We start from the raw sequence: 23,291 nt of genomic DNA on the forward strand, positions 1-23,291 counted from the left end.
TCAACGAGTGACCTGGAGTCTTCATGAAGGTAATGATCCGTAGAAACGCCGCCGGCGAACTGTCCGCCTATGTCCCCAAGAAAGACCTGGAGGAGCCGATCGTCTCCCAGGAAAAGCCCGATATGTGGGGCGGTACGGTGACTCTGGCGAACGGTTGGCAACTCTCCCTGCCGGAAATGGCGGCAGGCACGACCCTTCCGATCACGGTCGATGCCAAGAAGCTCAGCGGAGGCGACGACTGACCATGGCGCTCACGACGGAGGCGATCGAGCAGATCCGGGGCCAGCTCGAAACCGAGGCCACGGCGGCGCAGCACCTCGCCGCCCTGCGCCAGGCGTTTCCCGGCCTGTCCATGACCCGTTGCGACGCCAGCGACATCGACACCGAGACGCCGGTGCTGGAAACGGCCCGATTCAACCTGTATCTGCTCGATGCCGCCGACCACTGCGCGCACGTGACCGCCGATCCGAGCCGGGCGACCGGCCTGATCCTGGCCGAGAAAGCCAAGGGGGCGGTGAAATGAGCGATCAGCCGAGCATCCTGTTTTCCGATCCGGACATGAGCCTCGTCGAGCTGGAGGCGGTGGAGGAGGTGCTGAAATCGCCCGGCCTCTCGGGCGGGCCGGTGGTGGAGGACTTCGAGGCCGCCTTCGCCGAGTATCTGGGGCGGCAACACGCGGTCGCGGTGAGCAGCGCCACGATGGGGCTGCTGCTGGCGCTTCGGGCTTACGGCATCGGGCCGGGGGACGAGGTCATCGCCTCGCCCTTCGGTTTCCGCGAAACCGCCCACGCGATCACGCTCGCCGGAGCGAAGCCGGTGTTCGTGGACATCGACTACTGGACCTGCACCATCGTGCCGGACAAGGCCGCCGCGGCGGTCACGCCGCAGACCAGGGCCATCGTCGCCTGCAACGTCAATGGCCATCCGGCGCTGTGGGCGCCGCTCCGGGCGCTGGCCGACGAGCGCAACCTGATTCTGATCGAGGATTCCAGCGAGGCCATCGGCTCGCGCTATCAGGGCAAGCTGGTCGGCAATTTCGGCGACTGCTCGATTTTCGACTTCACCCAGCCCAGCGCCCTGACCACCGGCGAGGGTGGCATGGTGGTGACCGACGACCGAAATCTGGCGGCGCGCCTGCGCGGCTACCGCAACCGCCGTCGGGACGAGCGCAAGTCGGTAGTGCTGGGCGATCTGCCGCCGTACCGGGCGGAGATGAGCGATATCAACGCGGCTCTCGGGTTGGCGCAACTGGAGCGGCTGGACGGGATACTCGAGCGCCGCAAGGACATCGAAGCCTATTACGACGCCTTCATGCAGTCCTTCGAAGGCATCAAGCCGGCCTACCAGGCGCCGGAAGTGGATGAGCTGCACTGGATGGTTTACCTGGTGCACCTGGGCACCCGCTTCACCCGATCCAGCCGCGACGTGGTCATCCAGGACTTGGCGACGGCGGAAGTGGAAGCCGTGGCATTCTGTGCGCCCCTGCATACCCAGCGGCACTACGTGGACCTGGGCTATCGCAAGGGCCAGTTCTTCGTGACGGAAAAGCTGGCGGACCGGGCGATCGCCCTGCCGTTCCACTGCCACCTCACCGAAGACCAGATCGGCTTCATCGTGCAGACCGCCAAGGACTCGTCCATCAACGTGGGCGCCGGGGCCGCGATCTATCTGTGAGCCGACGCGATGTCCGGTTATCTGCGTACCGGGACACGCCGAAACGCGAAGGTCTGCGTGACCGTCCTGCCCTCGGGCAAGACGGTGCGAATCAGCAGCGGCAGCCGCCTGCTCGACGCGGTGCTGCTGACGGGCGAAGCAATCGTCCACAAATGCGGCGGACATGCCCGTTGCGGGGAATGTCACGTGCTGGTGCGAAACGGCGGACGCGGCTTGTCCAAGATCCGTCCCGACGAGCGGGAAAAGCTCGACAACATAAGAGGTACGGAAACCCTATCCAGGCTGTCCTGCCAGGCGGTCCTGGGCTCCCGTGAGATCACCATCGAATTGCTGACACAGAACAGAGGATCACCACCATGACGACCACAGAGAAAATCGAATCCTTGATCCATGTCCGTTTCGCTCCCAATGGCACGGTCATGGAAATCGGCGAACGTCCGCAGGGCGTGGACGCACAGAGCTGGTTCAACTATCTGAGCAACAAGACTTCCAACAGTTACCAGGCCCTGGCCGGCGGACGCGGCATGTTCCGCCTGCCGCGTCCGCAAGTGGACGAGCTCAAGGCCGCCATCTCATCAGGGGAGTAAAGACTCATGACGGCAACGATACCAACAGAGATTCAGGCAGGCCTGGCCGGCGGCCAGGTGATTCCCTACCTGGGGCCCGGCGTGTTGGGCCTGGACGGCAGCACTGCCGTACCCAGCGCACCGGAAACGCTGGTGGAGTTGATCACCGCCAAGGTGACCGTGCCCCACAAGATCCGCAAGAATCTCACCGCGGCGGGCCAGTACATCGAAAACTTCAAGCATCGCAAGACCCTGGTCAGCCTGCTGAAGGACGCTTTTTCGGCTGCGCCGGAGCCGACCGCGCTGCACCGGTATTTCGCGGGGCTGTCGTTGCCGTTGATCGTCGACGCCTGGTATGACGCCAGCATGGCGGCGGCGCTGGCAGGGCGGTCGGATTTCGGGCAGGTGCAGGGCGTGAGCCGTGCCGAGCACTTCGGCGACTGGGTACATTACTTCCATGCCGACGGAAGCCCGGCGGAGGAAGCCGAAGCGGCAAGCTGGAACCTGCTGCTGTACAAGCCGCTGGGCAGCATCGCGCCGGCCGCCAACTTCATCCTGTCCGACTCGGATTACGTCGAAGTGCTGACCGAAATCGACATTCAGACGCCGATTCCGGAAGCGGTGAAGCAGATCCGGAGCGGCCGCCACTTCCTGTTCCTGGGCTGCCGCTTCCGCACCCAGCTGGAGCGGACCTATGCCCGGCAGGTCATGAAGCGTTCGTCGGACCTGCACTGGGCCGTGCTGCCGGACGACCTGACCCGCAACGAAGCGCGTTTCCTGGAGGAGCAGAACATCCGCCGGATCGACATGCCCCTCGCGGACTTCGTGCGGCAGTTGCTGGCCAGCGAAGCGCCGCGGCAGGCGGCCTGAGCCTGAGAGCCTGTTCACGATCTTCTGATGAGCAGGACGAGAAACGCCAAGTGGAAGAACTGCAAACCGGTGTTGAGCTTGGGTTCGCAGTTCTTCCATCATCGGCGACACTTCTCCAGCCCGCCGAAGCTGCGATCCAGCTGGCGCACCGATATCACGCCAGCGTCGGAACCGGGCGCTCCTACCTCGAAGTTCGCTTCGATCTCGCGGCGCCCAAGGCGCCCAAACATCAGGCGCTGACCGCTACCCTCCGGCATTGGCGGAACCTCCCTCGATAGCGCTTCGATACCTGCATCGGAGCGCCTTTCGGCCGTTCCGCCGATACGTGCTCATGAAATGTCCGGGCTAAGGCTTTGGTAAGGGAGGTTGGGGTGCTTACCCTGGCTGCCGGGCGGTTGCGTCCGGGAGGCGTTCGCCCATTGCCGCCAAGCCGATGCCCCGTCCCGCCAATTCCATGCGCAGGCGCCGGGCGAAGGCCGCGGCGTCTGGGCCGTCGCCATGCAGGCAGAGGGTGTCCACGGGCATCGCGATGACCGTCCCGTCGCGGGCGGTCACTTCGCCGCGCTCCACCATATTCAGGGCTTGAGCGACGGCTTCGTCCGGATTCCCGATCAGGGCGTCCGGCCGGCTGCGCGGCGTCAGGGTGCCGTCCGGCTCGTAGCGGCGGTCGGCGAAGCCTTCCCGCGCGACCGCCAAGCCCGCCGCCTGTCCGGCCCGGACCAGCTGCGAGCCGGCGGGGCCTACCAGAATGAGCTTCGCGTCGAACGCTCGGACCGCGCCGGCGACCGCTTCGGCCATGGACGCATCGGACGCGGCCTGGCCGTACAGCGCGCCGTGCGGCTTGACGTGGACCAGCCGGCTGCCGGCGGCGTGCGCGAAACCGGCGAGCGCGCCGATCTGATAGAGCACCAGGTTGCGGATTTCTTCCGGACGCAATGCCATGGGGCGGCGTCCGAAACCCTGGCGGTCCGGCAGCGACGGGTGGGCGCCCAGGGCGACACCGTGGCTCACCGCGAGGCGCACCGTTTCCGCCATGACGTCCGGATCGCCGGCATGGAAGCCGCAGGCGATGTTGGCCGAGGTGACCAGTCCCAGCAGGATTTCGTCCTCGCCCATCCGCCAGGGGCCGAAGCTTTCGCCGAGATCGGCATTGAGGTCGACGGTTCGTGCCATGGCTGGTCTCAGGATGATGGCGTGTTCAACGGCCAACGCAGGCCAAGGCTGGCGCGCAGCCGGCGGAGCTGCAGGGCGCGGATGCGGAACAGCGTCTGCGCTCGTTCCGCCGGGACGGGTTCGAAGCGGACGGTCTCTCCCGGTCTCAACTGCGCGAGCCGCGGATGGTCGACGCTCGCCACCGTGCCCAGCACCGGATAGCCGCCGGTGGTCTGGCGGTCCACACCCAACAGAATGGGCTGGCCGCCCGGCGGCAGTTGCAGCGTACCGAAGGTGACGCCGGCCGAGAGCCGCTCGGCTGCGGCCAGGCGCAACGGCGGTCCTTCCAGGCGCAAGCCCATCCGGTCGGAAGCCTGGCCGACCCGGAAGGCGTCCGTCTCGAGCGCGCGCCGGTCTTCGTCGGGCAGGGCTTGCCAGTCCGGTCCCGGAATCAGGCGCAGCCGCGCCGGGCATTCCAGCGGCAGCGCCCTGTTCCACGCCACGGACCAGGCCGGTAGGTAAGGGCGCGACGGGTCGTCCGGCAGGGCCAGGGCGTTTTCGCCCGCCGCGATGATATCGCCCTTGCCGAGCGGCCGTCCCCCCAGTCCCCCGAACCCTGCCCGAAGGTCGGTGCTGCGGCTGCCCAGCACGGCCGTGACTTCGAAACCGCCGGCCACCGCCAGATAGGCGCGACAGCCCAGGCGAGGCCGGCCAAAGCCGAGCCGCGAGCCGGCGGGGAGCCACACCGGCCGCCAGCAGGCGAGTGGTCTCCCGTCCACTTCCGCGGAGAGATCGGCGCCGGTGACGGACACCCAGGCGCCGCGCTCGAAGCTCAGTTCGGGGCCCCGGAGCGTCATTTCCAGCACCGCGGCTTCCGGCGGATTGCCCACCAGCGCATTGGCGATGGCGGCGGAGTAGCTGTCCATGGCACCGCCCGGCGTCACGCCCAGATGCTGGCAGCCGGGCCGGCCCAAGTCCTGGAGGGTGCTCAGGAGGCCGGGATGTTCGACCCGGATCACCGGTCCTTCCCTCTCATGCGCCACTCGAATTCGTCCGCTCCGATCGGCACGAAGCGCAGCCGGTCGCCCGGAGCCAACAGGCAGGGCGGCTCACGCAGCGGATCGAACAGGCGCAGGGGTGTGCGGCCGATGAGCCGCCAGCCGCCGGGGCTGGCCTGCGGATAGATGCCGGTCTGCTCCCCGGCGATCCCCACCGCTCCCGCCGGTACGCTGGAACGCGGCGTGTCGCGGCGGGGCATCGCCAAGTCCGGGTCGAGGCCGCCCAGATAGGCGAACCCCGGCGTGAAGCCAAGAAAATACACGAGGTATTCGCCGCCGCTGTGGCGGGCGATCACCTCGTCCGGTGTGAGCCCGCAATGCCGGGCCACTTCGTCCAGATCCGGCCCATGCGCGCCGCCGTAGCAGACCGGGATGCGGAGATGCCGGTCTTCGAGGACGGTGCCGCCTTCGTCCGCGAGGTACGGCATCACTGCTTCGACCAGTCCGTCATGGCTCCAGACGCCAGGATCGTAATGCAGCGTCAGGCTGGCGTAAGCCGGGACCCGGTCGGTGACGCCGGGCAGGTCAGCCAGCGCCTTCGACAGGGCGATTGCACGCCGGTTCGGCGCCGGATCGATCCGGTCGCCGAAGACGATCAGCAGGGCGCTGTCGCCGAGCGGCACGAAATTGGAAGAGGCGGCATCGAAGGTGTCCATGGCGAGGTGCCGAGCATACCCATCGCCAGGGCAAGGGGGCAAGCGGGCGCCATGGGAAGCGTCCGGTTCGGGTGTCAGGACGGTGCGTGACGCACTGCCATTCATCCAGGATGGTGGTTCGGATGCCGGTCTGTTCGCTTTCACCAGTCTCTCGGTGCGGGAATCCGTTGTCCCGGCGCATGTTTCCGGTAAGCTGAAAGTGGAAATAAAGTTGTGGAACTCAACCATGTCACTATTGCCGGCAGCGGCGGGAGCAAATCGATGAATCCTTCGCTTCGTCTGACGGTGCTCTGTCTGGTCGCGGTTCTCGTCGGCCCGGGGTGTGCGTCCGGTCCCGAGCCGGCCGCTTCCGAACCGCGAGCCCCCCATGGTGTCGGCGATCTGCTCATCCGGAACGCCTCACTGCTGATCACCATGGATCCGGCCCTGGGCGAAGGGCCCCTCGGGATCGTCGAGGGCGGTGACGTGTTGCTCGAAGGCGGCCGGATCGCCGCGGTGGGCAGGGGGCTGGAAGGCCGCGGCCGCAAGTCCCTGGACGCGAGCGGTAAGATCGTCATGCCGGGTTTCGTCGATACGCATGACCACCTCTGGCAATCCATCATTCGCGGCTGCGCCGCCGACCGGGACCTCTATGGCTGGCTGGAGGCGTGCGTCTATCCCCTGGGCCGGGTGCCGTTCGGAGCGCAGGATGCCTATGCGGCGGTCCGGCTCGCCACCCTAGGGCTCATCGGCACGGGGGTCACGACGGTCCTGGACTGGTCCCATGCTTTCAATCCGGGTTTCGTCGAGGGCAACCTGAGAGCCTTGCGCGATTCCGGGTTGCGGTTCGTTTTCGCTTACTGGGTCGCCCCGCCGGGCGGTTGCAGCGAGGCCGCTCGCATCCAGCAGGACTTGGTCGGCGAAGGCCTGGCGGCAGGTTTTCAGGTCGCAGCGCACCCGACCCTGGCTAATCTGGATCAATTGAAGGAGGCGGCGCGTTGCGCAGGGGAACTCCATGTGCCGCTCAACGTGCATCTCGGCGAAAGCCCGAAGGACCCGCAGCAGAAACAGGTCCGGGCGCTGGAGTTGTCAGGCGCTTTCGACGGGTCGTTGCTGGCCGACCATGCGATTCACCTGACGGATCGGGAGGTGGAACTACTGGCGCGGCACCGGGTCGCGGTCGCGCACAATCCTCTCAGCAACATGCGGCTCGCCTCCGGCATCATGCGTCTGCCCGAAATGCATGGGGCGGGGCTCAGGATCGGGCTGGGCCTGGACGGCGGAACCGCCGACGGTCCGGATATGTTCGCCAGCATGAAAGCCGCCGTCGGACTGCAGCGCGCCCGCCTCCAGAGCGCCTCGGCGTATCCCGGCATTGCGGATGTCTTGCGCATGGCGACCTTGGGAGGCGCCGAAGCGCTGGGCCTTGACAAGATCACCGGCTCGCTGACGCCTGGCAAGCGGGCGGACCTCATCATCCTCGACACGAAAGGCGCGAATTTCGCCCCGCGCTGGGATGGGCCCAGCCAGATCGTCCTCAACGGTCAGCCGGCGAACGTGGAGTACGTCTTCGTCGATGGCCGTGCCCTGAAAGCGGAGGGTCGGCTCCCGGAGGGCCAGGAAAAGAACGCCGTGCAGGCGGTGGAGGCGGCGGCACACAGAGTCCGGGCCGCCTTGAGCGCCAGCGGCGTTCGGCCACCGGCCGGGGGCGACTGAGCCGTGCCGGCTTCGGCCGCACGTCATCCTCGTCAGGGAGGAAACCCCATCATGCGTACCGACTACGATCCCATCGCCGAACGATACAAGAAGGCCAAGCAGCAGCCTTCGGTGAGCAGCCGCTGGGGATGGCGGGCGGGAGCGAGTTCGGGTGGGCCGGCGAGACAGCGTGCCAGCCTGCCAAGGTTCGCGAGCTGTTCCGGTCGGTTGACGATTCTCGCTAGACCCGCAGCAAGCCGGCGACCGCCTCGCACTCGTTTTCCGTCAGCTCGAAATCGAAGATCGCCAGGTCTTCCCGCATGTGTGTTTCCGATGTCGTTCCGGTGAGAGGAACGATGCCGATCTGGGTCAGATAGCGGAAGAAGACCTGCGCGGGCGTGCGTCCATGGTTCGATGCAAGAGCCCGCAGCGTGGCGTCGGCCAGAACCGACGGATTGGCGGTGAGGGTCCAGAAACTCTGAAAGATAATCCGGTTTTGCCGGCAGAATTCCCGTATTTCGCGTTCGTATCGGGTCTCCGCACAGAAGCGGTTCTGGACCACGGCCGGTCGGACGCGGGCCTGGCCATACAGGCGCTCGAGCCGTTCGAGCTGGTAGCAATTGCTGATCCCCAGTTGCCTGGCTCGGCCGCTGTCGAAGATTGCTTCCATCGCCCGCCATACCTCCAGCGTGTCCTTCTCATCCGACAACGGCGAATGCAGGATCAGACAATCCAGATAAGGAGTGCGGAGATTCTTCAGCGAGGTTTCGAAGGACTGGGCGACTTGCTCGGCCAGGCTCGCCTTCGGGTCATAAGGCATCCGCTCCGGGTCCTGACCGTCGACGGGGGTGAACTTGCTCTGGAGGTAGAAGTCGGCCCGTTCCAGCCCGGCCTTCAGGCACGCCGCGAGGCCGGTGCCGACACCCGCCTCGTCGTAATGCTTGGGCTGGCAGGCGGTGTCGATGCCGCGGAATCCGAGCGAGACGGCCTGTTCCACCAGGGCCGCGGTGCGGTCCTTTTTCCAGGCCGTGCCGTAGACGATGCCGGGCATGCGGACGCCGTAAGCGGAAACCAGGAAGCCGTCTTTTTTCATGGGATCGTCCTCAGGTGCGGCGCCACACGCTGGCCAGCCAGGGTTGCTGGTCGCGGGGCAGGCCGGCGGGCCGGTAATAGTGTTCCAGCTCCTGGAACCCGGCCGATGCCAGGAACCCGCGCCAGGTATCGAGATCGTAGTAGGCGCCGTAGCGTCCCCGGTTCCAGCCTTCCTCGTTCCGGCCCCTCGGATTCGAGGCGAACAGCACCCCTTCGGGTTTGAGCGCGGCGCGCAGCTCGCGGAGAACTCTCGGCAGCTCGCGGCTCGGCACGTGGAAGAGGGTCGCGTTGGCAAAAATGCCGTCGAAATGCCCAGCCGGCAGGTCGAGTTTGAGGAAATCCTGGTGCCAGACTTCACAGCCGCTGTAGTCCTTCGCCATCTCCACGAAACGGAAGGCGCCGTCCAGGCCGACGGCCCGGTGGCCCAGCTCGGCAAAGGTCTTCAGATCCCGCCCCGGTCCGCAGCCGAAGTCCAGCACGGTGAACGGCGGCTCGTTGCGGATATGGGAGAGCAGGGTGGTGATATTCTGGCTGACGTCGTGATCGCGCGTGCCCTCGAAGAATTCCTCGGCGTTGCGTTCGTAATGTCCGAGGGTTTCGGCGGAAATTTGATCCAGGGTCTCCATGATTTCGTTCACCGCGATGCCGGCGCTGCTGGGGGGATGGAGTCCATCATACTATGGAGCCGGGCGATCGGGAGTGTGGCGCCAGCGGCGTCGCGGCAGCGCCAAGCCGTGATGGCGGCTCAGGGCGGGGTGGCGCAGAGCTGCCGGGCGGCATCGGAAACCGGCTCGATGTTCCCCGCCGCGTCGATCCGCCACCGGTAGCGAGCCTCCATCGCCTTGGATATTCGCAGGCTGCGCTCCAGGTCCCGATGGTCGGCCTCGGCGAATACCCGCCAACCCAGGTCGCGCCGGCTGTGGCTCTGGATTTCCTCCTGGAGGCGCTGTCCCACGGTGGCTCCCGCGCACGCGGCGGCCTCGACCTTGGCGACATCCGCGGCCTCGTCCGCAACGGCGGCGGGCGATGGAATCAGGCCCAGCCAGAAAAGGGCGATCAGAATCCTGCTCATGGGCGCTCCGATCGGGTAGTCAGAAGTGATAGGCCTTGCTGTTGTGCAGGGCGACGTCCAGTCCCTCGGTTTCCTGGTCCGAGGTGACCCGGAGTCCGACCGTGCGGTCCAGAATCTTCAGCAATATCCAGCTGATCAGGCCGCTCCAGGCGGCGACCGCGCCCACCGCCAGAATCTGGGTCAGGGTCTGCTGGCCGATCGTCAAACCCGTGGTGATGCCGGCGCCGCCCAGCGCCTCGGCGGCGAAGGGCGCGGTCAGCACGGTGCCGATCATGCCGCCGACGCCGTGGACCGGAAAGACATCCAGGGTGTCGTCGATCCGCAGCGAGCGCTTGATCCAGTGAATGGCGCCGAAGCAGATCAGCCCCGCCGCCGTGCCCATGGCGATGGCGCCCATCGGTCCGACGAATCCGGCCGCCGGCGAGATCACGCCCAGCCCGGCGATCATGCCGGTCAGGGCGCCGAGCAGGGTCGGCTTGCCGAAACTCCGCCATTCCACCGCCATCCACACCAGTGCGCCCACCGAGGCGCCGATGTGGGTGGTCAGCATGGCCATGCCCGCCGCACCGGTCGCCATCAGGGCGCTGCCGGCGCTGAAGCCATGCCAGCCGACGGCCAGGATTCCGGCGCCGATTGCCGTCAGGGTCAGGTTGTGGGGCGGCAGGAGGGTGCGCGGATAGCCCCGGCGCGGCCCCAGCATCCAGGCGCCGACCAGGGCGGACACGCCGGCGGTGGTGTGCACGACCACGCCGCCGGCGAAATCGATGGCGCCGATCCGCGCCAGCCAACCCTCGCCCCAGACCCAATGGCAAACCGGCACGTAGACCAGCAAGGTCCATATACCGGTGAACCAGAGCGTGACCGAGAACTTCATGCGTTCCACGATCGCCCCGATCATCAGCGCGGGCGCAAAGATCGCGAAGGTCAGGTGGTACATGCAGTACACCACCTCCGGCAGGTTGCCGTTCAGCGAATCCGCCTTCAGCCCCATCAGGAACAGGCGCTTGCCCCCGCCGATCCAGGCCTGCAGATCGCCCCCGTCGGTCAGTGCCAGGGTGTAGCCCGCGATCACCCAGAGCACCGAGACCAGCGAGGTCGCGGTGAAAATCTGCACCATGACGGACAACACGTTCTTGGTCCGGACCAGCCCGGCATAGAGCAGGGCGAGACCCGGCATCGTCATGAACAGCACCAATCCCGTCGAGGTGAGTATCCAGGCGGTGTCCGCCGCATTCGGCCCTTCGGGCGCGGCCTGCGCGGGCAAGTTCACGCTCAACAGGGCCAGGGCCCTCATCGTGGCGACTAGCAACCTCATCATATTACCCCCCTCGGGGCCGGACCCGCCGTCCGGCTCATGGTCACGTTATTGATGCATCAGTTCGACAACGGTGCGCACCAAGGCACCATCATCGTGCGAACCTTCGCCAACTATGCACCATAACGGCGCGATCCGCATCACCAATGCGCCGGAATCCGGCCGATGCATTAGATTTCAACTAGTTGAATCATGGTACGCGTCATGCTTGGACGTTTCGGATTGTTGAACTGCGAAGCAACCGAACGACCGTTGCGTTTGATGCACCATGGTGAACCTTTTCTCCTTACGGATACGAGGGCTGACCCTCGCCGGGGCTGCCCTGTTGTGGATCGGTGGAAGCTGGGTGCCGGCGGCCGGCGCCGGCCTGGAACAGGCTCACGGGGTGTTCGAAATGCTGCCGGACGGCATGAATCCGAACGACGCCCATTGGATGCAAGGCCTGCGGCTCACCTTGGGTGGCTGGATCGACGCCGGACTTACCCACAATGTCGACCAACCCGGCTCCGGTTACAACGGTCCGGTGACATTCTCCGACCGGGCGGACGAGTTTCAGCCAAACCAGGTTTACCTTTACCTCGAACGTGCGGTCGATCGCCAGGGAGAAAGCTTCGACCTGGGCGGACGGCTGGACCTGATGTACGGCACCGATGCCTGGTTCAGCCAGGCCTTCGGCGATCCCCAGGGCAGCTGGGACCGGCAGATCAGCGACAACAACCGCTACAACCTGGCGGTGCCCCAAGCCTACCTGGAGGCGCTGGTGCCGGTGGGGCGCGGACTCGGCGTCAAGATAGGCCATTTCTACACCGTGGTCGGCGTGGAATCCGTCATGGCGCCGGAAAACTTCTTCTATTCCCATTCCTACACCATGCAGTACGGGGAGCCGTTCACCCACACCGGCATCCGCTTCAGCTACCAGCCCACCGACAACCTGCTGCTGGATGCGGCCGCGGTGACCGGCAGCCAGTTCGCGGGCTGGGACGGCGTATTCGACCACAGCCTGGAGAACTGGGCCTTCGTCGGCGGCGGTACCTGGACCAGCGATTCCGGCGAGACCTCGCTATCGATCAACGGCTCGAACGGCACCGTGACCACCGCGCCCCGCGGCGAGCTGAACTTCTACAGCCTGGTCGCGCAGCACGACCTCACCCCGAAGCTGCACGCCACCCTCCAGCACGATCACGGCTGGATCAGCGGGGCCGGGCAAACCACCGGCTGGTATGGCCTGGTCCAGTACCTCTCCTACGATCTGACGGAGGATATGTCGCTCGGCCTGCGTGGCGAATGGTTCCGAGACGACGACGGCACCCGCGTGCTGTCGCCGGCCCGGGCGCCGACGATGGGGCTTGGGCCCGGCAGCTACTACGCCGTGACCGCCGGGGTGAAATGGTCACCGCTCCCCTGGCTGACCGCGCGGCCCCATTTGCGCTACGACTGGTCCGACGGCACCCGCCCCTTCGACGACGGCAAGGCGACGTCGCAGATCCTGCTGTCGGCCGATGTCATCGTGTCTTTTTGACGGCGGCGGTCTCTCCCGGAAAGAGCGCGGGAGAGGTTCCTTTCTCATGCTTCGACGGCAGAAGACGTCTGAACCGCCCCGGGTTTGGTGGAGGCTGGTTGGTTTAAGTTACGCCAGTTGGGCAGCCCGACGGGCTAAGTCGCGATAGTCGCGATAGTAGTTTGCCTCAGCTTCTGCGGGAGGGATATACCCGATGGGTTCCAGCAGCCTTGAGTGGTTGAACCAGGAGACCCATTCCAGCGTAGCCAGTTCGACGGCTTCCCGGGTTTTCCAGGGGGCCCGCCGGTGGATCAACTCAGCCTTGTAGAGGCCGTTGATGGTTTCGGCCAACGCGTTGTCGTAGCTGTCGCCTTTGCTGCCCACCGAGGGTTCGATACCGGCCTCGGCCAGGCGCTCGCTGTAGCGGATGCTGAGGTACTGCGAACCGCGGTCCGAAGGATGGATCAGGGCGCCATCGCGTTCCGGCTGGCGGGCATACAGCGCTTGCTCCAGCGCATCGAGTACGAAGTCGGTGTGCATGGAAGAACTCACCCGCCAGCCGACAATGCGCCGGGCAAACACGTCGACGACAAATGCCACGTACAACCATCCCTGCCAGGTCGAGACGTAGGTGAAATCGGCCACCCACAGCTGATTGGGACGCTCGGCCTTGAAGTCCCGATTGACCCGATCCAGCGGGCAAGGCAGCGTGCGGTCGCTGACCGTGGTCCGCACCACCTTGCCACGGATGACACCGCGCAGGCCAAGCCGTCGCATCAGCCGCTCGACCGTGCAGCGGGCGACGGCGATGCCTTCCCGGTTCCTTTGTCGCCACACCTTGTCGGCGCCATACACCTGCAAATTGACCTGCCAGACGCGTTCGATCTGCGGAACCAGGGCGTCGTCGCGCTGGGCACGCGCACTGCGCAGTGCCGGGTTGCGTTGCTGTGCCGCGTGACGCCGATAGCCCGACGGGGCGATCTGCAAGACTTTGCAGATCGGCTCGACCCCAAAGGTATCCCGGTGCACATCCACGAATTCCCTTACGACTTGAATCGGCGGTCGAGCTCCGCCTGGGCGAAAAAAGCGCTGGCCAACCGGAGGATCTCATTGGCTTTGCGCAGCTCTTTCACTTCCCGCTCCAGTTCCTTGATGCGTTGCTGCTCTGCCGATGTCAGGCCATCACGTTGACCCGTGTCGCGTTCATGACGTCGCACCCAGCTCAGCAGCGTCTGCGCCGTGCAGCCCATCTTGCCTGCGATCGAAACCACGGCAGCCCATTGTGAAGGATGTTCGTTGCGGCACTCGAACACTAGGCGAACAGCACGCTCACGGACCTCAGGGGAAAACTTCGTTGACTTCTTCATGGCTCCATCTTCTCAAGAGTTGGAGCCTCCACCAAAGCCGGGGCGGTTCATGTTCGAGGTCGCGCTCGATGTCAACTTTCTGAGCTGCCTATGCGGCAGTGAAGATCGACGGCCTCATACTCCAGCCGCTCGACCTTTTCTGAGCTGCCTATGCGGCAGTGAAGTACTTCGGCGTGCATCTCGATCCGGGGCAGCATTTCTGAGCTGCCTATGCGGCAGTGAAGTGCTTTGTTTCATAGTTGCCTCCTGAGTTGGGCTTTCTGAGCTGCCTATGCGGCAGTGAAGATCGCGTACACCGCGACGCCGAGATTGATGATTTTCTGAGCTGCCTATGCGGCAGTGAAGAAAACGTGGGCGCTGCCAGGCGATAGGTATTTTTTCTGAGCTGCCTATGCGGCAGTGAAGACTCTCGGACCGTAGATCATGGCGCACGTAGCTTTCTGAGCTGCCTATGCGGCAGTGAAGGTTGGCCCAGCCGTAGACGCCGGTTTTTTCTATTTCTGAGCTGCCTATGCGGCAGTGAAGTACACGTAGTCACCGCCCCCCCCAATCATGGCTTTCTGAGCTGCCTATGCGGCAGTGAAGAACGCCAACGCGTCGAAACCGCAAACGGAGAATTTCTGAGCTGCCTATGCGGCAGTGAAGGTAGCGGTATGGAATGGTGTGCTCCGTTTTATTTTCTGAGCTGCCTATGCGGCAGTGAAGAACACGCTGGGCGGGTCGGCCGGTAACGATATTTTCTGAGCTGCCTATGCGGCAGTGAAGTCGCCTCGCAACATCAATTTATGTTTGCCGGTTTTCTGAGCTGCCTATGCGGCAGTGAAGCGCAATGCCGTCCATGTGCCGTCGGATGTGACTTTCTGAGCTGCCTATGCGGCAGTGAAGCAGGAGCGCTCGTAGTCGCTACAGCATCACTCTTTCTGAGCTGCCTATGCGGCAGTGAAGTACCCAAGGGTATTACCAAAGAGCAGGCTATTTTCTGAGCTGCCTATGCGGCAGTGAAGTCTGAGGCTCGATCTATATCGCGACACGACCGTTTCTGAGCTGCCTATGCGGCAGTGAAGGTGTTGCCATGATTGCGCACTCCTTTTCGGATTTTCTGAGCTGCCTATGCGGCAGTGAAGCTCAATGCGTTCGCCTTCGCCGGACACATCGATTTCTGAGCTGCCTATGCGGCAGTGAAGCGCAGAGCAGAACTCAATGCCGCAACTGAGCATTTCTGAGCTGCCTATGCGGCAGTGAAGCGGTCGACCTGACTCCCGGGCAGGACCCGTTCTTTCTGAGCTGCCTATGCGGCAGTGAAGCAGGATCAAGCACAGATATATCAAACGCGCCGTTTCTGAGCTGCCTATGCGGCAGTGAAGAGTCGACCGGAGGAGTAGACGTCGAATCTTTGTTTCTGAGCTGCCTATGCGGCAGTGAAGAACGACACTATCGCCGCCCCCGAAGCACTCCCTTTCTGAGCTGCCTATGCGGCAGTGAAGCGCAAGGTATTGGCGCAGTATCCTCCTTGATTTTTCTGAGCTGCCTATGCGGCAGTGAAGAGTCCGAAATCCCCACTGGAGATTCATCCACATTTCTGAGCTGCCTATGCGGCAGTGAAGACGACGACCTTGGAGGCGGTGCTGGATTGTCTGTTTCTGAGCTGCCTATGCGGCAGTGAAGAGCATGATGACGCCATCGCTGAACCACGACTTTTTCTGAGCTGCCTATGCGGCAGTGAAGCCGAAGGCCTGCGGCAGATCGCGGAGCCCGAATTTCTGAGCTGCCTATGCGGCAGTGAAGTCCTCGAGCTGCCGAAGGCCTTCGATCTTCCATTTCTGAGCTGCCTATGCGGCAGTGAAGAGTACGAGCAACGAGAAGGGAGAAAACTAAATTTTCTGAGCTGCCTATGCGGCAGTGAAGTCTGGGCGAGCCGATCGGGGCTGGCGTGATGCTTTCTGAGCTGCCTATGCGGCAGTGAAGCTCCTGAAGATACGGCCCTTGGGGTCCTCTTCTTTCTGAGCTGCCTATGCGGCAGTGAAGGACACCTACTCCCTCGATGACCTCCGCGACGATTTCTGAGCTGCCTATGCGGCAGTGAAGAAAATCAAGAAGGCAATAACGCCTTGCGACTATTTCTGAGCTGCCTATGCGGCAGTGAAGGGGCGACTCAGCTTCGCGCCTGGCTTCGCTCATTTCTGAGCTGCCTATGCGGCAGTGAAGCAACAGCTCGTCCGTGTCGAGCAGCGCGGCAATTTCTGAGCTGCCTATGCGGCAGTGAAGTCCACGATGGCGACCTCTTCGTTTATCGCTCTTTTCTGAGCTGCCTATGCGGCAGTGAAGCGAACGGCCCTTCCTCGCCTTCGACCGCTTCGTTTCTGAGCTGCCTATGCGGCAGTGAAGATCATGGCGGCGCTTCGCGCCGCCCAATCAACTTTCTGAGCTGCCTATGCGGCAGTGAAGGATCAATGTAAAGCGCAGTGGTACGCCGGTAATTTCTGAGCTGCCTATGCGGCAGTGAAGTTTTACCCAGACGGTCGCCGTTATTTTGCTCGTTTCTGAGCTGCCTATGCGGCAGTGAAGTCAAGGTTTGCCTGCCCGCCGGCGTTCGCGCCTTTCTGAGCTGCCTATGCGGCAGTGAAGAGAGCCCCGTAAATTTCCTCGGGGTCGCTGTTTTTCTGAGCTGCCTATGCGGCAGTGAAGTGTCATCTTCTGCGGATGTTGCGGGCGGTTCTTTTCTGAGCTGCCTATGCGGCAGTGAAGGGAAGTTGGCCACGCTCTGCGGTTGTGATGATTTTCTGAGCTGCCTATGCGGCAGTGAAGGCAACCTGTTCGTGCATTTCCCACGGCCTGCCTTTCTGAGCTGCCTATGCGGCAGTGAAGGACGAGGCGCGGCCTCGAGGACGAGAAGTCCATTTCTGAGCTGCCTATGCGGCAGTGAAGAAGATAACCAATAGCAAAAGCATGCTTAGCGTTTTCTGAGCTGCCTATGCGGCAGTGAAGGCACAAAAGAATCAGGAATATTATCAATTTTATTTCTGAGCTGCCTATGCGGCAGTGAAGTGCTCTCCGAGTTCGACTTGTTCTCCGGCTCCTTTCTGAGCTGCCTATGCGGCAGTGAAGGCCGTCGACGGCTTAGTCAAGCGTCAGCGCGCTTTCTGAGCTGCCTATGCGGCAGTGAAGGGTATCGACGAAAGCACCGCAGATCAGAACATTTTCTGAGCTGCCTATGCGGCAGTGAAGCGTCGGTCGTCACATTCACATCGTCTCGAGCTTTTCTGAGCTGCCTATGCGGCAGTGAAGTTGCACAGAGCCGATACCAGACCTCATCGTAATTTCTGAGCTGCCTATGCGGCAGTGAAGCTGGCCGGGCTGGAGCAGACCAAGGGCTTGGCTTTCTGAGCTGCCTATGCGGCAGTGAAGTTCCTACTCCAGTCAATGGGCGGGCATTGATATTTCTGAGCTGCCTATGCGGCAGTGAAGTAGGGCGCATTATCGCACCCAACGAACGATGTTTTCTGAGCTGCCTATGCGGCAGTGAAGGGAAGAACGATTACGAGTTTGTGGCGGCAGCTTTTCTGAGCTGCCTATGCGGCAGTGAAGGCCGCGGCCGACCGGGCCGGCACAAACAAACATTTCTGAGCTGCCTATGCGGCAGTGAAGGAGTCGGCGCCGTGGCACGAGCTGACTGCGAATTTCTGAGCTGCCTATGCGGCAGTGAAGGACAGCGCGCCAGCCAAGCCGACGCGCCACCATTTCTGAGCTGCCTATGCGGCAGTGAAGGGCCCTATTTTTTTCTGGCACGTCTTTTGCTATTTCTGAGCTGCCTATGCGGCAGTGAAGTACACTGCACAATCAGCCGGGCACAATCTCTGTTTCTGAGCTGCCTATGCGGCAGTGAAGATAGCAGTGATAGTTGACCCCGCCCCGGAAAGTTTCTGAGCTGCCTATGCGGCAGTGAAGTAGGTAGGAAAAACGGCTCAGGAGCGCTCATATTTCTGAGCTGCCTATGCGGCAGTGAAGGGATCCGGCCTTATTAAGGATATTACGTACCTTTTCTGAGCTGCCTATGCGGCAGTGAAGTATCGGCGTTTGTATTCTGGCTAGCGCTCAATTTTCTGAGCTGCCTATGCGGCAGTGAAGAAACAAAGCTAGGGCTATACCCCATCTCATTATTTCTGAGCTGCCTATGCGGCAGTGAAGGAGATGCCCGTCCGGCGAGGCCTCCACTTCCCTTTCTGAGCTGCCTATGCGGCAGTGAAGTGACCGAACTCATGGAGCCGGCAGAACTCGATTTTCTGAGCTGCCTATGCGGCAGTGAAGGCGCGGTATATCCACGATCGGCCCCTCGTAGTTTTCTGAGCTGCCTATGCGGCAGTGAAGTGGCAGCGTGGATCACGAGCTGCGTGCTGCTCTTTCTGAGCTGCCTATGCGGCAGTGAAGTCCTCCGGTGCGATCTGCCATACGGGCTCCTTTTTCTGAGCTGCCTATGCGGCAGTGAAGTGCTCGATAGCAAGTGGGCACAGCAAACTCCTTTTCTGAGCTGCCTATGCGGCAGTGAAGGAGATGCCCATCCGGCGAGGCCTCCACCTCCCTTTCTGAGCTGCCTATGCGGCAGTGAAGCTCCTCTTTCAATCGTGCGTGCACGCGCTTTGTTTCTGAGCTGCCTATGCGGCAGTGAAGTCCAACGCATCCGTGGTCTTTTTGATCTGATCTTTCTGAGCTGCCTATGCGGCAGTGAAGAACTGTATTGATTGACCTGGGCTTGGATACTCTTTCTGAGCTGCCTATGCGGCAGTGAAGAACAACCGCATCATTGCGAAAGTGTTTCCACATTTCTGAGCTGCCTATGCGGCAGTGAAGATGATGCGGTTGTTGAAGGTTTGTGTGCGTTGTTTCTGAGCTGCCTATGCGGCAGTGAAGTGCCAGTCTGCCAGGCATTGGCGGCGGGTCGTTTTCTGAGCTGCCTATGCGGCAGTGAAGAAGATGGAACTATCCAGCCTGGCAGCCATGCTTTTCTGAGCTGCCTATGCGGCAGTGAAGCCGTCATGGCGGCCGGGGGCAACACGCTGAGCTTTCTGAGCTGCCTATGCGGCAGTGAAGTGGAAGGTTGCGTCCCTATCTCAACAAAGTCTTTTCTGAGCTGCCTATGCGGCAGTGAAGCGTAAGACTCGATGATGCGCCAGCCGCGGCCCTTTCTGAGCTGCCTATGCGGCAGTGAAGAGCCGGCCTCCTCTGCTTCTTCCTGCGTTCTATTTCTGAGCTGCCTATGCGGCAGTGAAGTCAAATATTTGGCCGGGTTGGATCAAACAAAATTTCTGAGCTGCCTATGCGGCAGTGAAGAAGGTGTATTACTTGATATAGGCTTTTATGACTTTCTGAGCTGCCTATGCGGCAGTGAAGATCAGCGTTGAAATTAACCCCGCCCTGATTTTTTTCTGAGCTGCCTATGCGGCAGTGAAGATAACTCGGCCGCGAGTGCTCGCCGTTTGCGATTTCTGAGCTGCCTATGCGGCAGTGAAGTCGTGGTACTCAAAACGCGGCACTTTTTAGATTTTCTGAGCTGCCTATGCGGCAGTGAAGTCTTATGACTCGTGGATCTGGCCCGATGAGTATTTCTGAGCTGCCTATGCGGCAGTGAAGCAATGCTTGTCAAGCACTTTTTCGCGGTCGTATTTCTGAGCTGCCTATGCGGCAGTGAAGTCGGCCCACCGATAAGCAGCTAGACTTTTTACTTTTCTGAGCTGCCTATGCGGCAGTGAAGGCTTCAGAGGCACGTTAAGCCGCATACGCTATTTTCTGAGCTGCCTATGCGGCAGTGAAGTTGAAGCATCACGGACTTACCGGAGCCTGTTTTTTCTGAGCTGCCTATGCGGCAGTGAAGGCGTGGTATACCCGCGATCAGCTGTTCGTAGTTTTCTGAGCTGCCTATGCGGCAGTGAAGAACCAAGAAGCTAGCCATCCAGAACAAATCCATTTCTGAGCTGCCTATGCGGCAGTGAAGAGTTAGTCGTACCGTCGAAGGTGCCGCCATTATTTCTGAGCTGCCTATGCGGCAGTGAAGGTTACAAGGATGGTCAGGGGCTGGATACATTCTTTCTGAGCTGCCTATGCGGCAGTGAAGGAGCGCGATTGCCGGGATCAGCAAAGAGCAGTTTTCTGAGCTGCCTATGCGGCAGTGAAGTTTGTGTTTTTGATCGCCATGTCGCTTTTTGTTTTCTGAGCTGCCTATGCGGCAGTGAAGATGAGGACAGGCAAACGATGACCTATTTGTTGTTTCTGAGCTGCCTATGCGGCAGTGAAGGCGCCATCGTGCGGTTTGCCAATATTCCGAGTTTTCTGAGCTGCCTATGCGGCAGTGAAGGAGCGCGATTGCCGGGATCAGCCGTGAGCAGTTTTCTGAGCTGCCTATGCGGCAGTGAAGGACTCGGGCGGCCTGGACTCCTCCGCCGTGTCTTTCTGAGCTGCCTATGCGGCAGTGAAGTGATGCGGTACCTGTTGAGCCTGGACATATCATTTCTGAGCTGCCTATGCGGCAGTGAAGAGACCTCGAACAGGCACACACGCCGCCGTTGTTTTCTGAGCTGCCTATGCGGCAGTGAAGTATGGCATGCGGTCGGACATCGAGTACTTCGATTTCTGAGCTGCCTATGCGGCAGTGAAGGGCCACAGCAAGGTTGACCGCGTGCAGCGGCTTTTCTGAGCTGCCTATGCGGCAGTGAAGCTTTGCTGGCCAAGCGCGATATCCTGCGCACTTTTCTGAGCTGCCTATGCGGCAGTGAAGAAACAGGTATTCGTTGGTGAACTCCTCGACCATTTCTGAGCTGCCTATGCGGCAGTGAAGGGCAGATCGGTTTTATCTGCTGTCTGTTGTCCTTTTCTGAGCTGCCTATGCGGCAGTGAAGATTCCGGCAACAATCTGCCTTGCCTAGCATTTTTTCTGAGCTGCCTATGCGGCAGTGAAGCAATGGCGCTCAGGGCTTTGTGCGGATTTATTTTTCTGAGCTGCCTATGCGGCAGTGAAGCATGATCATCGCCGGCCTGCAATCCATATCGTTTTCTGAGCTGCCTATGCGGCAGTGAAGGTAAGGCCGGCCACGCTGGCGGTCTACATCATTTTCTGAGCTGCCTATGCGGCAGTGAAGTCATTGCATCCGGGTATGTGCTGCTTGTGATCTTTCTGAGCTGCCTATGCGGCAGTGAAGGTGCTGGGGAATCAGGGCTCGACCAGCTCTCATTTCTGAGCTGCCTATGCGGCAGTGAAGCAGCGCCAGCCCCTGTTAGACCGGTGCCCGTATTTCTGAGCTGCCTATGCGGCAGTGAAGCTGTCGTCAGCGTGGGAGATGATCGGCAAAAATTTCTGAGCTGCCTATGCGGCAGTGAAGGATATCCCTGAATCGCTCTGCCGACATGCCTTTTTCTGAGCTGCCTATGCGGCAGTGAAGGTGGACGGTCTGCGCTTCCCTTGCGGTGGCAATTTCTGAGCTGCCTATGCGGCAGTGAAGCGTACAGCGACGACTGGAATTATGCCAATAACTTTCTGAGCTGCCTATGCGGCAGTGAAGTACAGAGTAAAGCTTTTAGTCGACTGATTGTTAAAGAAAATACCGCACATTCGGGCTCGAAACCAAAACTTTGGGGATGTTGCCAAGTATTTGATTTAGGAGAGCCGTTTCGTACGGCGCGAAAAAAGGGTCAGAACCAGGGTACCGTGGCCGTGGCGCTCAGGCCGTAGGCGCTGAAGGTGCCGCTCACAGCTTGTTCCTGCACCGGGAGATGCTCGATGAACAGGCGGAACTGTTGGCCGGTGCTTCGGCTCGCCAGTACGACATAGGGCAGGTCCAGCTTTTCGGCGGCGGTGTCGGGAATGGCCTGTTCGGCTTGCTCGTTGCTGACACCCCGGCGGGCGATCAGCCGGCGCCGGAGCCGCTCGGGGTTGCTTTTGGCCTGGACCCGCCTGACGATCCGCTGTACGGCATCGGCCGGAACCGCCGCGATTTCGCCGATCGCGGTGTGATCGCGTATTCCCGTCAACCAGTCCAGGGCCATGAGCCTTTCCAATTCCACGGCGCCGCCATGAAGGCGTAGCCGCGAGCCCAGCGACCGTGGCTTGTCGGAGACGTCCGGGAAGCTGACGCCGATGCGGCCGCCGCCGCGCTCGACCAGCGCCCGATGCAGTTTGCCGAACAAGGCATTCATCAATACGGTCGCCGCGAACTCAGGGTCGGGCAGCAGCCGGATGTCAAGATAGGCGTCCATGGCTCAGTCCTTGTCGCTCTCGCCGAATACGCCGCCGCGGATCAGGTTGGCGATGACGTAATGGCGGTCGCCCTCGGTGGCGGGCGGCTTGTCCTTCAGTACCCACTGATCGAGCAAGCTATAGAAATCCACGCGATTCTTGGGCTGGCGGTACGCCTTGCCTTGCGAGGTCACCGAACCGTAGGGCTCGACGGCGATGGGGCCGAGGTTCGCGCCTTCGTCGTCCGGATACCAGGTGTCGATGGTGCGCAGGGCATTGCCGATTTTCTGGCTGTGGATCGCGGCGGTGCCGGCGACGGTATACAGCGTCTTGCTCTTGCCGCCTTTTTTCTCGCCCTTGTCGAGGATGAGTTCCTGGGAGGGGTAGACTTCCTGGCCGTCGCCGACGCGGGCATAGGCGACGACATCGAGCAGGACGTAGGTCTGGCCGGTCAAGCCGTGTTCGATCGCTTGCGCCAATTCGGCCAGCGCGCTTTCCGCTGCCGCCGGAACCTCGAAGTCGCGGAGGGAAAACGCCAGGGCGTCGAAGTTCCAGGCGGGGCCGGGCAGGCCCTGGACCAGCGGCGCGATGCGCACTTCCACCTGCTCCGCGCCGACCCGGTTGCGCCAGAGGAAGCGAGCGTTGGCCAGATTGACGGCATAGCGGCGGGCGAGTTCGGCATAGCCGGTTTGTTCGCGGTATTCGTCCACGGTGGTTTTCAGCTTGGCCTGGTAGTCGGCGTTGTTGCAGGCGGAAGGCACGCCGGCGCCGCCCAGCACGCGTAGGGTGAAGCGGACACGCAGGGTGTCGGCGTCGCTGGGCAGGGCGGCGACGTCCACGGTTTGCAGATTGGGCGCCTGGATGGAGGCATCCAGCTTGGCCGGGTCTTGGTCCTTGGTCTTTAGCCGATTGGAGATGGTGCCGCGTACCGATTTTTCCCGAACGGCGATGGCCGGCCAGTGCTTGCCGGTGTCGCGGTCGTCCCAGCGTCCGGCGGCGAACAATGCGTCGGACGGGTCCAGCTTGCGTTCGAAAGCGAGGACGGAGGCGGTTTTCAGGTTGCTTTCAGCCATGGA

18 protein-coding genes, 1 pseudogene, 1 CRISPR repeat array and 1 other annotated feature are annotated in these 23,291 nt (G+C 62.2%); of the genes and pseudogenes, 8 read left to right on the plus strand and 11 right to left on the minus strand.

The annotated features are described in order from the left end of the window. The first annotated feature begins 23 nt into the window (after positions 1-23). From nifT to GNH96_RS04980, 6 genes are read left to right on the plus strand one after another with little or no spacing between them, the layout of a single operon-like run. Positions 24-242, plus strand: coding sequence for a putative nitrogen fixation protein NifT (gene nifT / locus GNH96_RS04955; RefSeq protein ID WP_169602663.1), 219 nt, complete (start codon positions 24-26; stop codon positions 240-242). Positions 243-244: 2 nt separating this feature from the next. Beyond that, complete coding sequence (locus tag GNH96_RS04960) at positions 245-523, plus strand: DUF6129 family protein (RefSeq protein ID WP_169602664.1); 279 nt, start codon at positions 245-247, stop codon at positions 521-523. Further along, entirely contained in the window at positions 520-1,674 is a 1,155-nt protein-coding gene (locus GNH96_RS04965; protein ID WP_169602665.1) for a DegT/DnrJ/EryC1/StrS family aminotransferase, read from the plus strand. The genes GNH96_RS04960 and GNH96_RS04965 overlap by 4 nt, the downstream gene beginning before the upstream one ends. Positions 1,675-1,731: 57 nt before the next feature. Beyond that, entirely contained in the window at positions 1,732-2,034 is a 303-nt protein-coding gene (locus tag GNH96_RS04970) for a 2Fe-2S iron-sulfur cluster-binding protein (RefSeq protein WP_228720019.1), read from the plus strand. Next, positions 2,031-2,261, plus strand: coding sequence for a hypothetical protein (locus GNH96_RS04975; protein WP_169602667.1), 231 nt, complete (start codon positions 2,031-2,033; stop codon positions 2,259-2,261). The genes GNH96_RS04970 and GNH96_RS04975 overlap by 4 nt, the downstream gene beginning before the upstream one ends. A 6-nt stretch (positions 2,262-2,267) precedes the next feature. Continuing rightward, the gene (locus tag GNH96_RS04980; RefSeq protein WP_188114790.1) at positions 2,268-3,110 is read left to right on the plus strand and encodes an SIR2 family NAD-dependent protein deacylase; all 843 of its coding nucleotides are present in this window, start codon (positions 2,268-2,270) and stop codon (positions 3,108-3,110) included. Positions 3,111-3,124: 14 nt separating this feature from the next. Here the strand turns inward: GNH96_RS04980 and GNH96_RS04985 are convergent. The 4 genes and pseudogenes from GNH96_RS04985 to pxpB all read right to left on the minus strand — a co-directional run. Continuing rightward, positions 3,125-3,250: pseudogene (locus GNH96_RS04985) on the minus strand (IS5/IS1182 family transposase); the annotation flags it as partial. 235 nt (positions 3,251-3,485) lie between these two features. Next, positions 3,486-4,283 carry a LamB/YcsF family protein gene (locus GNH96_RS04990; RefSeq protein ID WP_169602668.1) on the minus strand — a complete coding sequence of 266 codons (798 nt, stop codon included), beginning with the start codon at positions 4,281-4,283 and terminating at the stop codon, positions 3,486-3,488. A gap of 8 nt (positions 4,284-4,291) precedes the next feature. Next, the gene (locus GNH96_RS04995; RefSeq protein ID WP_169602669.1) at positions 4,292-5,281 is read right to left on the minus strand and encodes a 5-oxoprolinase subunit C family protein; all 990 of its coding nucleotides are present in this window, start codon (positions 5,279-5,281) and stop codon (positions 4,292-4,294) included. Next, entirely contained in the window at positions 5,278-5,976 is a 699-nt protein-coding gene (gene pxpB / locus GNH96_RS05000) for a 5-oxoprolinase subunit PxpB (protein WP_169602670.1), read from the minus strand. Before pxpB ends, GNH96_RS04995 begins: the two co-directional genes overlap by 4 nt. A 261-nt stretch (positions 5,977-6,237) precedes the next feature. Between pxpB and GNH96_RS05005 the strand changes: the two genes are divergently transcribed. After that, positions 6,238-7,671 carry an amidohydrolase family protein gene (locus tag GNH96_RS05005; protein ID WP_223163470.1) on the plus strand — a complete coding sequence of 478 codons (1,434 nt, stop codon included), beginning with the start codon at positions 6,238-6,240 and terminating at the stop codon, positions 7,669-7,671. Positions 7,672-7,891: 220 nt separating this feature from the next. Here GNH96_RS05005 and GNH96_RS05010 read toward each other — a convergent pair whose 3' ends face one another. From GNH96_RS05010 to GNH96_RS05025, 4 genes are all read right to left on the minus strand, one after another. Then, positions 7,892-8,743 carry an aldo/keto reductase family protein gene (locus tag GNH96_RS05010; RefSeq protein ID WP_169602671.1) on the minus strand — a complete coding sequence of 284 codons (852 nt, stop codon included), beginning with the start codon at positions 8,741-8,743 and terminating at the stop codon, positions 7,892-7,894. A gap of 10 nt (positions 8,744-8,753) precedes the next feature. Further along, the gene (locus GNH96_RS05015) at positions 8,754-9,380 is read right to left on the minus strand and encodes a class I SAM-dependent methyltransferase (protein ID WP_223163471.1); all 627 of its coding nucleotides are present in this window, start codon (positions 9,378-9,380) and stop codon (positions 8,754-8,756) included. A 107-nt stretch (positions 9,381-9,487) separates the two neighbouring features. Then, on the minus strand, positions 9,488-9,814 hold the full coding sequence (locus GNH96_RS05020) for a hypothetical protein (protein WP_169602672.1): 327 nt from the start codon (positions 9,812-9,814) through the stop codon (positions 9,488-9,490). Between the two features lie 19 nt (positions 9,815-9,833). After that, the gene (locus GNH96_RS05025; RefSeq protein ID WP_169604599.1) at positions 9,834-11,129 is read right to left on the minus strand and encodes an ammonium transporter; all 1,296 of its coding nucleotides are present in this window, start codon (positions 11,127-11,129) and stop codon (positions 9,834-9,836) included. A 268-nt stretch (positions 11,130-11,397) separates the two neighbouring features. Between GNH96_RS05025 and GNH96_RS05030 the strand changes: the two genes are divergently transcribed. Continuing rightward, positions 11,398-12,648: a porin gene (locus GNH96_RS05030; RefSeq protein ID WP_169602673.1), complete on the plus strand. Its 1,251-nt coding sequence runs from the start codon at positions 11,398-11,400 to the stop codon at positions 12,646-12,648. A 108-nt stretch (positions 12,649-12,756) separates the two neighbouring features. Here GNH96_RS05030 and GNH96_RS05035 read toward each other — a convergent pair. The 3 genes from GNH96_RS05035 to csy3 all read right to left on the minus strand — a co-directional run bounded on the left by GNH96_RS05035 (position 12,757) and on the right by csy3 (position 23,288). Beyond that, positions 12,757-13,994 (minus strand): IS3 family transposase gene (locus GNH96_RS05035; protein ID WP_407658810.1). Its coding sequence is split into 2 segments (ribosomal slippage): positions 12,757-13,715 and positions 13,715-13,994, totalling 1,239 coding nucleotides; the frame shifts between segments, so codons are not numbered across the junction. After that, positions 13,600-13,716, minus strand: a sequence feature (AL1L pseudoknot). (Overlaps the previous gene by 117 nt.) A 76-nt stretch (positions 13,995-14,070) precedes the next feature. Continuing rightward, a CRISPR array of direct repeats spans positions 14,071-21,541; the repeat unit is 28 nt; unit sequence TTTCTGAGCTGCCTATGCGGCAGTGAAG. 130 nt (positions 21,542-21,671) lie between these two features. Next, a complete protein-coding gene (gene cas6f, locus GNH96_RS05040) occupies positions 21,672-22,235 on the minus strand; it encodes a type I-F CRISPR-associated endoribonuclease Cas6/Csy4 (protein WP_169602675.1) in 564 nt (187 codons plus the stop codon). Between the two features lie 3 nt (positions 22,236-22,238). Beyond that, complete coding sequence (gene csy3, locus GNH96_RS05045) at positions 22,239-23,288, minus strand: type I-F CRISPR-associated protein Csy3 (protein ID WP_169602676.1); 1,050 nt, start codon at positions 23,286-23,288, stop codon at positions 22,239-22,241. Between the last annotated feature and the right edge of the window lie 3 nt (positions 23,289-23,291).

The sequence above is a fragment of the Methylococcus geothermalis genome (genome assembly GCF_012769535.1).
Classification (GTDB): domain Bacteria; phylum Pseudomonadota; class Gammaproteobacteria; order Methylococcales; family Methylococcaceae; genus Methylococcus; species Methylococcus geothermalis.